Annotated in this window: 4 protein-coding genes; all 4 read right to left on the reverse strand. The window is 59.2% G+C overall.

Going from position 1 to position 3,101, the window contains the following annotated elements; all coding sequences use genetic code 11:
• The coding region (locus HMPREF0178_RS17220) for an ABC transporter substrate-binding protein (protein WP_009381137.1) at window positions 1–706 on the reverse strand (706 nt) is incomplete at its 3' end.
• 256 nt (window positions 707–962) lie between these two features.
• Entirely contained in the window at window positions 963–1,766 is an 804-nt protein-coding gene (locus tag HMPREF0178_RS17225) for an META domain-containing protein (protein ID WP_009381139.1), read from the reverse strand.
• A 95-nt stretch (window positions 1,767–1,861) separates the two neighbouring features.
• Window positions 1,862–2,812 carry a symporter gene (locus HMPREF0178_RS17230; RefSeq protein ID WP_009381141.1) on the reverse strand — a complete coding sequence of 317 codons (951 nt, stop codon included), beginning with the start codon at window positions 2,810–2,812 and terminating at the stop codon, window positions 1,862–1,864.
• A gap of 81 nt (window positions 2,813–2,893) precedes the next feature.
• Window positions 2,894–3,101: Fur family transcriptional regulator (locus tag HMPREF0178_RS21190; RefSeq protein ID WP_009381143.1), on the reverse strand; the 208-nt coding region annotated here is incomplete at its 5' end.

Here is a 3,101-nt window from a genome sequence, read left to right on the forward strand (position 1 = left end):
GCTTCATGATGATGGCGCCTTCGGCGAAGTAGGCGGGCATGAACACGATGTCGGGCTTCTTGCTGATGAGCTCGGTGAGCTGGGCGGTGAAGTCCTGGTCGCCGGAGCTGTACTTCATATCGGCAACGAGTTCGCCGCCGATCTTCTTAAAGGTCTTTTTGAAGAAGTTGGAGAGGCCCACGGCGTAGTCGTTGGCGACGTCGGTGAGGACGGCGGCCTTCTTGTAGCCGAGGTTCTTGTAGGCGTAGGTCGCGGCGGCGGCACCCTGATAGGGATCGATGAAGCAGGCGCGGAAGTAGTACTTCTTGCCCTGCGTCACGAGCGGGTTGGTGCAGGAGGTCCCGATGACGGGCACCTTGGCGCGTTCGGCGACTTCGCCGCCGGCCATGGCGAGGGAGGAGCCGTAGGTGCCGATGATGGCGAGCACCTTTTCATGTTCGGTGAGGCGCTTCACGGCGTTGGCGGCTTCGACCTTGTCGGACTTGTTGTCGACGACGACCAGTTCGACGGGGCGGTCGAGGACGGTCGGTTTGAGCTTGTGGGCGAGCTGGATGCCTTCGAGTTCAAGCTGCCCGCCGAAAGCGTTCTGGCCGGTCAGGGGCAGATAGACGCCGATTTTGATGGGATCGGCGGCCTGTGCCGGAAGGGCGAGGCCCATGCCCATGACGGCCATTGCGACCATGCTCAAAAGTGTGCCGAGTTTCATGTCTTCCATCCTCCAGAAAAGGTTGTTGCGCCAGAAACGGAGTTCCGGCTCGGGATGATCGGCTGCCTTACCGAAAAAGGTGCTCCGGTAACAGATTGTTTTTGAGTATAGGAAAAATCACGTTTTCGCAACCGAAAGGAGCTTTTTGCGAGGAACCATAAGCCTTGCGGCCTTTCTATCCGAACAATCCGAGGGCCGGAAGTTCCCCTTGTGCGTCAGTCTTGTTTCGGATTTGTTTCCTTTTCCAAAAATTTCGCTAGAGCGCCGTGGCTTTGAAGCGCGCCACCCGCGTTTTGCCGCTCCACAGATCGAGCGTGTCCCCGGAATGCGAAACGGATGTGGCTCCGGAGAGCGCCTGAGCAAGGGTCCGCGCCTGCGCGTCTCCCTTCGGGCAAAGCATCATGGTCGAGCCGAGCTGCGAAAAACCGACGCGATCGCCTTGGAGGGTATAACTGCCGATGAGGCTGTTGCAGCCGTCGGAACCGGAAATCCGGCCTTGCGCGCCTTCAGGATCAAAGAGCAGGTGCGGTTCCGGCTGGTTGTCGTAGACTTCGGCCGGTTTTCCGTTCAGCTCCACCAGTTTCCACCGGGTTCCCGCGAGGCCGTCGGTCACAGGCGCGGCGTCCATGACCCGGTGCGTCAGGACCATAACGTCGGCGTCTCCGGGATGCACCATGAGGGGCCTCGTGGTGGCGAACAAGGTCGTTCCGCCGCTCGAAATGGCGGCTTCCAGTTCATAGCTCATGCTGGAGGAATCCGCGGCGGGGCAGGCGATGCTGAAGGGCAGAGGGACATTGCGGCTTTCCGTGGACGCGCGTTCCTCGGCGACCAGCATACGCCCGTCACTCGTTTTGCGATGCAGGGTGACGGCCAGTTCCGCATCCGGCGGCAGGGCCATACGTTCGCGGTAGGTCACCATGCCCGTCAGCGGAACCGTAGGTTCGGGCTGGGGAGCCGCCTTCTGAGACGGGGAGCAGCCGCCGAAGACGACGGATGCAAGAACGGCCAGCAGCATGTGCGAAAAGCGCGGCGCGCGTGAAAGCAACGGAATGTTTTTCATGAATGGCCTCATTAAAAAATGGAGTGGATAATTAAAGGTGGCGTACAATATGCCTCGGCTTTTTGTACTGGGCAAAAAGAACGGTGGCAAGCCGGTTATCCGGTAGCCTGCTCCAGCCCCCATGAACGGCTTAAAGCGCGATAGTAGACGAGGAGGGCGTTCAGGGGGAGCAAATACATGGCGGCCATGATGGATTCGGAGGCTGAGAAAAATTCGAGGCTGACGATAAGCATGAGCACGTTGTTCATGGTTCCGTAGCTGATCAAAAAGGCGAGCTTGCGCTGCGGGGGCATGGACCGCGGCAGAAAGAGCCCGCCGACCATCATAACGGCCCCAAGGAGGCAGGCGGCCCCAAGGGCCTTGACGACAAGCGAAGGAGACTGGTGGAGCACGCCCGAGTAATTGCTAAAAATAGCCAGTGTGGACAGTGCGATGGTGGAAACCGACACGGGGAACTGGTGCTTGAGGATGCACTCGGTGACTCGGGGCGCTTTGCGGGTCAGAAACGCACCGACAAAGGGGACAATGATGGTGACGCACAAGGAAAGCGTCATGCCGGACAGGGACAAGTGAGCGGGCAGGTTCATGGGACCGAAACCGGACAATGTCATGAAACTGTCTACTATATAAAGAAGCATGGGTAATGTCAGAGGGAGCAGGAGCGAGGAGAGGAGGTTGCCCGCAAGGACGAGGGCCGTATCCGCATTGACCATAATGGAAAAGATCGGAGCTACCACACCGATGGATGCGGCGCCGACCAGGAGGGCGCCAAGCGCAAACTGCGGCATGAGCAGTTTGAAAAGGACGAAGGACAGGAGCGGCAAAGCGAACAGCCGGATGAGCACGAGGCCGCTTACCGTGCCGGGGATAAGGCGGGTATGGATGAAGAGGGCTTCGGTGCCGACGGAAAGGAAACCGAGATACAGGAGGACAATCAGGCAGAGGCGGGGGAAGGGGGCTAGCGGTTCAGCCAGCCCGGGAAGGAAGCTTCCGGCGAGCATGGCGAGAAAGGAAACGACGATCATCACGAGATCGCGTGAACGCATGGGAGACTCCGGCCTTGGAAAGGGAAAAACAAGAAGGCCGAAGGAAACCCTCCGGCCCAGTCAGTGCCGCATCGCCGCGTATCAGCGGTTTCTTTGACAATCGGGACAAATGCCGTAGAGATACAGCCGGTGAAATGTGGGTTTGAAGCCGTGCTTGCGGGCCAACGCGTCCTGCAGTTCTTCTATCTGCGAGTCGACGACTTCGATGTTGCGCCCGCAGTTTTCACAAATAAGATGATCGTGGTGGGCGTCGGCGGCATGCTCATAGCGGGCCAACCCATCGCCAAAC

Source organism: Bilophila sp. 4_1_30, assembly GCF_000224655.1.
Lineage (GTDB): Bacteria > Desulfobacterota > Desulfovibrionia > Desulfovibrionales > Desulfovibrionaceae > Bilophila > Bilophila wadsworthia.

Excerpts from the sequence above, each read along its gene's own strand:
- HMPREF0178_RS17225 (WP_009381139.1), bottom strand. The coding sequence starts at position 1,766 with ATGAAAAACATTCCGTTGCTTTCACGCGCGCCGCGCTTTTCGCACATG.
- HMPREF0178_RS17230 (WP_009381141.1), bottom strand. The coding sequence starts at position 2,812 with ATGCGTTCACGCGATCTCGTGATGATCGTCGTTTCCTTTCTCGCCATG.